Here is a 7083-nt window from a genome sequence, read left to right on the forward strand (position 1 = left end):
GTCGTTTCTCCTTGAACACGATCTGGAGCGGAATTTAAGCCCATGGATTTGTCCTACGTCTGTAGGGGAAAACAGGGACACAAAGTGCCACTATTTCTGAATATTGGCGCCGGGGTTCTGACGGAGTCGAACACAGGTGAGTACGCATCCGTGACTGACTGGTCACGCCAACGCCCCGGAAATCCACGGGTTGCTGACGTCTGACGTTCAGCAGCCGGGCAAATGGCGGCGCTGGAGTGTGGTTTTTTTCCTACAAGCTTTTCAGTATTTCCTCTCCGAACTTTTAGGCATTGCCTGCGATAAACACCCCCGCAATGTCAGACAGGCGCATAGGAGCGTCGTGGTTGTCCGGGTTTCACGTGTCATGTCGGTGGCGGGGCCGATGCTTGAATACCGGCAAAATTTCATGAGATGGATCTTATGCAGTCTACTTCTGCCAACGTGGCGGACGATGTGTCCGTGCCTGTCGAGACTTTTGCGCTGACTGCCGCCCAACGGGATATCTGGCTGGATCAACTGAGCCGCGGAGATTCGCCGCTGTACAACATTGGCGGTTACGTCGAACTGAGCGGGCCGCTGGATCCGGCATTGCTGCATTCGGCGCTTGAGTCCCTGGTGGCGGCGAATGATGCCTTGCGCATTGTGCTGCTCGCAGAAGTGGGTCACGACGGGCTGCCGTTGCAAGGGTTTGCGCAGTCACTGCCGGTGGCCATGCCGCTGCATGATCTCAGCGGACAACCCGATTCACAGGCAGCGGCCCGGACGCTGGTTGCAGCGCAGATGGCGCAGGCCTTTGTGTTGAGCGGACACGCGTTGTTCCGCTTCAGCCTGATTCGCCTCGATCAGCAGCGTCACTGGCTGGCGGCGCAGGCCCATCACTTGATCATCGACGGCTGGGCATTCGCGCTGCTGTTCAAGTCGGTGGGCGACATCTACAGCGCGTTGTGCCGTGGCGAGCCCCCGCGTGTGGCGGCGCCGTCGTATGTCGGCTTTATCGAAGATGACGCGCGCTACCATCAGTCACTCCGCTATGAAGTCGATCAACACTACTGGCTGGACAAGTACCGTAGCCTGCCTGAGCCCTTGTTGATTCCCCGCCATCGCGAATCCCACAACGCTGAAACAGCGCCAAGTCGCATCCACGTCGAGGCTTTTCCAGCCGTGCTGCACCAGCGCATGAAGGACTGCGCGCGGCAACTCGGCGGTTCGGCCTTTCACGTGTTGCTGGCCGCACTGCATGTGTATTTCAGTCGCAGCGGGCAACGTGACGAGTGGGTGGTTGGCTTGCCGATTCTCAATCGCTGCGGTGCCCGCTTCAAAGGTACGTTGGGGTTGTTCACCCAGGTCAGTGCAATGCGCATGGGCTTTGGCCGAGCGTTGTCGTTCGCTGAATTGATCAAGGCGATCGGCGCTGACCTGAAGCAGGATTTCCGCCATCAACGCTACCCGCTGAGCGAGATGAACCGCGCGCTGGGCCTGTTGCGTGAAGACCGTGCGCAACTGTTCGAGTTGTCGGTGTCCTACGAGCAGGATGACTATGACTACCGTTACGGTGAGGCGTCGGGGCACTCGGTCAAGGTCTCCAACCAGCACGAGGCGACACCGCTGGCCATTCACCTGCGCAGTAACCGTTACACCGACAAGGCCTGGTTGCATTTGGTGTACTCGCCGGCCTATTTCACCGCTGACGAGATCACGGCGTTGACCGAGCGCTTGTCGCTGATTCTGCAGCAAGGCCTGGAGCGCCCGGCACTGGCGATCGCCGATTTCAACCTTAATAGCCCGGCAGAGCTGGCCCTGCTCAATGAGTGGAACGACACCCGGGTCAATTATCCGCAAGGCCAACTGATTCATCAGCGCTTCGAATCGCGAGTAGACGAACAACCGGACGCCGTGGTCGCGACGTATCAGGGACGAACCCTGAGTTATGCCGAGCTGAACCGGCAAGCCAACGCGCTGGCCCACCATCTGATCGGCCTCGGCGTGCGCCCTGATGATCGTGTGGCGATCGTTGCCCGCCGGGGGCTGGAAACGTTGGTCGGGCTGCTGGCGATTCTCAAGGCGGGCGCCGCTTATGTGCCGATTGACCCGGCACATCCGCCCGAGCGCCTGAGTTATCTGCTCAGCGACAGTGCGCCGGTGGCGCTGCTGACGCAAAGCGATCTGCGTGATCGTTTGTCCGCCACGGCGCTGCCGGTGGTCGAACTGGATCGGTGCGAGTGGTCGCTCGACAACGTGAACGATCCCGACGTGGCGGAGTTGAACACCTGCCACCTCGCTTATGTGATTTACACCTCCGGCTCCACCGGGTTGCCCAAAGGCGTGATGGTCGAGCACCGCACGTTGGGCAATCTGGTCGACTGGCATTGTGCGGCGTTTGGGCTTGGCCACGGGCAGCACACGTCGAGCCTCGCCGGGTTCGGGTTTGACGCGATGGCGTGGGAGGTGTGGCCGGCGTTGTGTGCCGGGGCGACGGTGCATTTTTCGCCCGCAAGCGAAGGCAATGAAGACATCGATGCGTTGCTCGCCTGGTGGCAGGCACAGCCGCTGGACGTCAGTTTCCTGCCTACGCCGGTCGCCGAATACGCCTTCAGCAAACAACTCGATCACCCGACCTTGCGCACCTTACTGATCGGCGGTGATCGTCTGCGCCAGTTCAACCGCGCGCAGTCTTTTGCGGTGGTCAACAACTATGGCCCGACCGAAGCCACGGTGGTCGCCACTTCGGGGCTGATCACCCCGGGGCAGGCGTTGCACATCGGCAAACCTGTGAGCAATGCCACGGCTTACCTGCTCGATGATCAGCAGCGCCCGGTGCCGATCGGCATCATCGGCGAGTTGTATGTCGGTGGCGCCGGGGTCGCTCGGGGCTATCTGAATCGCCCGGAATTGACCGCCGAACGCTTTCTCGACGACCCGTTCAGTGCGCAGCCGGATGCGCGCATGTACCGCACCGGCGACCTTGCCCGTTGGCGTGCTGACGGCAATCTTGAGTACATCGGTCGCAATGATGATCAGGTGAAAGTCCGTGGTGTGCGCGTCGAACTGGGCGAAATCGAAGCGGCACTGGCCAGCCATGATGCGGTGCAGGAAGCCGTGGTGCTGGTGCGCGACGGCCAACTGTTGGCGTGGTTCACCGAGCGTGAAACGCTGGACATCCTGCAACTGCACGCGCACATGACCTCGCGTTTGCCAGCCGCCATGCTGCCGGCTGCCTACATCCGCCTGGCGACGTTGCCGCTGACCGCCAACGGCAAGCTCGATCGCCATGCCTTGCCGGCACCGGGGCCGGAAGCGCTGATTCGTCGGCAGTACGAGGCGCCACAAGGTGACGTCGAAATCGCCCTGGCGCAGATCTGGGCCGAGGTTTTGCAGGTTGAGCGGGTAGGGCGCCACGACCATTTCTTTGAACTGGGCGGCCATTCCTTGCTGGCCGTGGGCCTGATCGAGCGCATGCGCCAGATCGGCATGAACAGCGATGTTCGCGTGCTGTTCAGCCAACCGACACTGGCCGCGTTGGCGGCAGCGGAGGGCAGCGGCCGCGAAGTCGAAGTGCCGGCCAATCGCATCCCGGTCGATTGCACGCACATCACTCCCGACCTGTTGCCGCTGGTGCAACTGGATCAAACGATGATCGAGCGTATCGTCGCGTCCGTGCCCGGCGGCGCTGCCAATGTGCAGGACATCTACCCGTTGGCGCCGTTGCAGGAAGGCATTCTCTATCACCACATCACCGCTGCGCAGGGCGATCCGTATCTGCTGCAATCACTGCTGGCGTTCGACAGCCTCGACCGGGTCGAGGCCTTCGCCGTGGCGCTGCGTCAGGTCATGGCGCGGCACGATATTTTGCGTACGGCGGTGGTCTGGGAAGGGCTGACGGCGCCAGTGCAGGTGGTGTGGCGCGAGGCGATTCTGCCGGTGCAAGCGGTCGAACTGGATCCTGCTCACGGCGCGATCCTCGATCAATTGCACGCGCGCTTCGATGCGCGGCGCTATCGCCTGGATGTCAGTCAGGCACCGCTGCTGCGCCTGATGTATGCCCCTGACCCCGCTCATGGCCGCGTGGTGGGCATCTTGCTGTTTCATCATTTGGCGATGGATCACATTGCGCTGGAGGCGATGCGCGAAGAAATTCACGCCAGCCTGTCCGGGCACGGCGAACCGCTGGCAGCACCGGTGCCGTACCGCAACTATGTGGCGCAGACGCGCCTGGGCGTCAGCGAGCAGGAGCATGAAGCGTTCTTCCGGCAGATGCTCGCCGACATCGACGAGCCGACCTTGCCGTTCGCTTTGCAGAACGTCCAGGGCGACGGCAGCAACATCGAAGAGGCCGAACAGGCGCTGACGAGCGATCTGTATCAGCGCCTGCAGCAGCAGGCGCGTGTGGCGGGCGTGAGCATCGCCAGCCTGATTCACCTCGCCTGGGCGCAAGTATTGGCTGTGACCTCGGCGCAGCAAAGTGTGGTATTCGGCACCGTGCTGATGGGGCGCATGCAGGGTGGCGCCGGTGCCGACCGGGCGCTGGGGGTATTCATCAACACCTTGCCGCTGCGGGTCGATGTCGGCGAGGGCGCGTGCGCAGCGGTGAAGTCCACTCATGCGCGCCTGACTGCGTTGCTGGCTCATGAACACGCGTCATTGGCGCTGGCCCAGCGTTGCAGCGGCGTTGCTGCGCCAGCGCCGCTGTTCAGCGCCTTGCTCAACTACCGGCACAGCGATGACGCCGAGCAAACAACCTCCCGGCAAACCTGGCAGGGCATCGAGACCCTGGCCAACGAGGAACGTACCAATTACCCGTTTACCCTGAGTGTTGATGACCTCGGCACGGGTTTGCGCTTGACTACCCGAACCCTGTCGAGCATCGGCGCGCAGCGAATTTGCACTTATGTGCAATCAGCCCTGAAAGGCTTGGTCGCGGCGCTGGAAACCGAGCCGCAGCAGCCGGTGAATCGCCTGCCGCTGTTGCCGCAAGAAGAACTGCAACGGCTGTTGATCGAGTTCAACGCCAGCGCCGTCGACTGCCCGATGGAGCAGCCACTGCAGGCGCTGTTCGAACAGCAGGTGCGGCGCAAACCGAATGCCATCGCCGTGCAGTTTGCCGAACAGCGCCTGAGCTATCGCGAGTTGAACGAGCAGGCCAACCGCTTGGCCCATCATCTGCGCGGGCTTGGTGTAAAGCCGGATTCGCGAGTCGCGATCTGCGTCGAGCGCGGGCCTGAGCTGGTGATCGGTCTGCTGGGCATTCTCAAGGCTGGCGGTGCTTATGTGCCGCTCGATCCGGATTATCCGCTGCAACGCCTGAACTACATGTTGCAAGACAGCACGCCGGTCGCGCTGCTGGTGCATGGCGCGACGCGTGATCTGCTTGGCGAACCCGGTGTGCCGCTGATCGATCTCGACCTCGGTACCTGGCAGGACCAGCCGCACGACAATCCGCAGGTGCCGGGCCTCGGCGCGACGAACCTGGCTTACATGATCTACACCTCCGGCTCCACCGGCACGCCGAAGGGCGTGATGATCGAGCACCGCAGCGCCTGCAACATGGTGCATTGGGGCTCGCAGCTTGCGCCGCCCACCGAGCATGGGGCGTTGCTGCAAAAGGCGCCGTACAGTTTCGACAGTTCGGTGTGGGAGATCTTCTGGCCGCTATGCTCGGGCATGCGCCTGGTGCTGGCGCGGGCCGATGGCAACCGCGATTCGGCGTATGTCACGCAAGTGATCCGCGAGCAGCACATAACCGTGGTCAAGTTCGTGCCGGCGTTGTTGCAGCAGTTCATTGAACAGGACGATGTCAGTCAGTGCACCAGCCTCACCGACGTGCTCAACGGCGGCGGCGAACTGACCGTCGCCTTGGCCCGGCAAGTGCGCGAACGCCTGCCGTGGGTGCGCCTGCATAACGTCTACGGGCCAACCGAAACCACGGTCGACAGCTGCGGCTGGACCCTGGAACCCGGCGCGCCGGTGCCGCAGAGCGTGGTGCCGATCGGCAAGGCCTTGAGCAACACGCGGCTGTACGTCCTCGATGCGTTTGATCAGCCAGTGCCGTTTGGCGTCAGTGGGCATTTGCACATTGGCGGAGTGGGGGTGGCGCGCGGGTATCTCGGATTGCCGGAACTGCAAGCCGAGCGCTTTATCGACAGTCCGTTCGTGGCCGGTGATCGCTTGTATCGCACCGGTGATCTGGTGCGTTACGGCGCTGATGGCAATCTTGTTTTCCTCGGGCGCAATGACTTTCAGGTCAAGCTGCGCGGGGTACGCCTTGAGCTGGGCGAGATCGAAGCGCGCCTGGTGGAACACCCGGCCATCCGCGAGGCGGTGGTGGTGGTGGTGGTGCGCGATGAGCGACTGGTGGCGTATTACACCCTGCGTACCGGGCTGACTGCACCGACGCTTGAGGCCTTGCGAGCGCATGTACTGGCGCAGTTGCCGGAATTCATGGTGCCCGGTGCCTACGTGATGCTGGCCGCATTGCCGTTGACACCTAACGACAAAATCGACCGCAAGGCCTTGCCGGAGCCGGGAGCGGAGGCGCTGCTCAGCCGTCCTTACGAGGCCCCGGAAGGCGACGTGGAAACGGCCTTGGCGCAGATCTGGGCGCAGGTGCTCAAAGTCGAGCAGGTGGGCCGGCACGACAACTTCTTCGAGCTGGGCGGGCATTCGCTGTTGGCGGTCAGTCTGGTGGCGCGCATGCGTCTGGCCGGCCTGCATGTCGACGCGCGCACGCTGTTCAGCCAGCCGACGCTGGCCGCGCTGGCTGCACAGACCTCGCGGCAGGCCAAGCGGGTCGAAATCGCCCAGACCACCATCCCGAGCCTCAACCGTAAACGCCGGCTCTGACGGCGACCACAATCCCTGTAGGAGCTGCCGAAGGCTGCGATCTGTTGATCTTGTTTTTAAAAGCAAAATCAAAAGATCGCAGCCTTCGGCAGCTCCTACAGAGACGAACAGCGGGCACGGCAGCTTGTCCCCGCTTCCCATGTCAGACACCCACGCCCCGATGTTTTAGTTTTTCCAGGCTGCGCGCCGCGTGCACGGACTCGCTGCTGCGCGCTCTTTTTTTCCGTATTTACAGCAGGTTACCTC

General features: G+C 62.5%; 1 protein-coding gene. It reads left to right on the forward strand.

The window, feature by feature from the left end; translation table 11 throughout:
* The first annotated feature begins 420 nt into the window (after positions 1-420).
* Positions 421-6837 carry a non-ribosomal peptide synthetase gene (locus M9827_RS07140; RefSeq protein WP_250604611.1) on the forward strand — a complete coding sequence of 2139 codons (6417 nt, stop codon included), beginning with the start codon at positions 421-423 and terminating at the stop codon, positions 6835-6837.
* The last annotated feature ends 246 nt before the right edge of the window (positions 6838-7083 follow it).

Origin of the sequence: Pseudomonas sp. AKS31 (genome assembly GCF_023634765.1) — a bacterium.
Lineage (GTDB): Bacteria > Pseudomonadota > Gammaproteobacteria > Pseudomonadales > Pseudomonadaceae > Aquipseudomonas.

Coding starts and splice junctions, on each gene's coding strand:
- M9827_RS07140 (WP_250604611.1), top strand. CDS start 421: ATGCAGTCTACTTCTGCCAACGTGGCGGACGATGTGTCCGTGCCTGTC.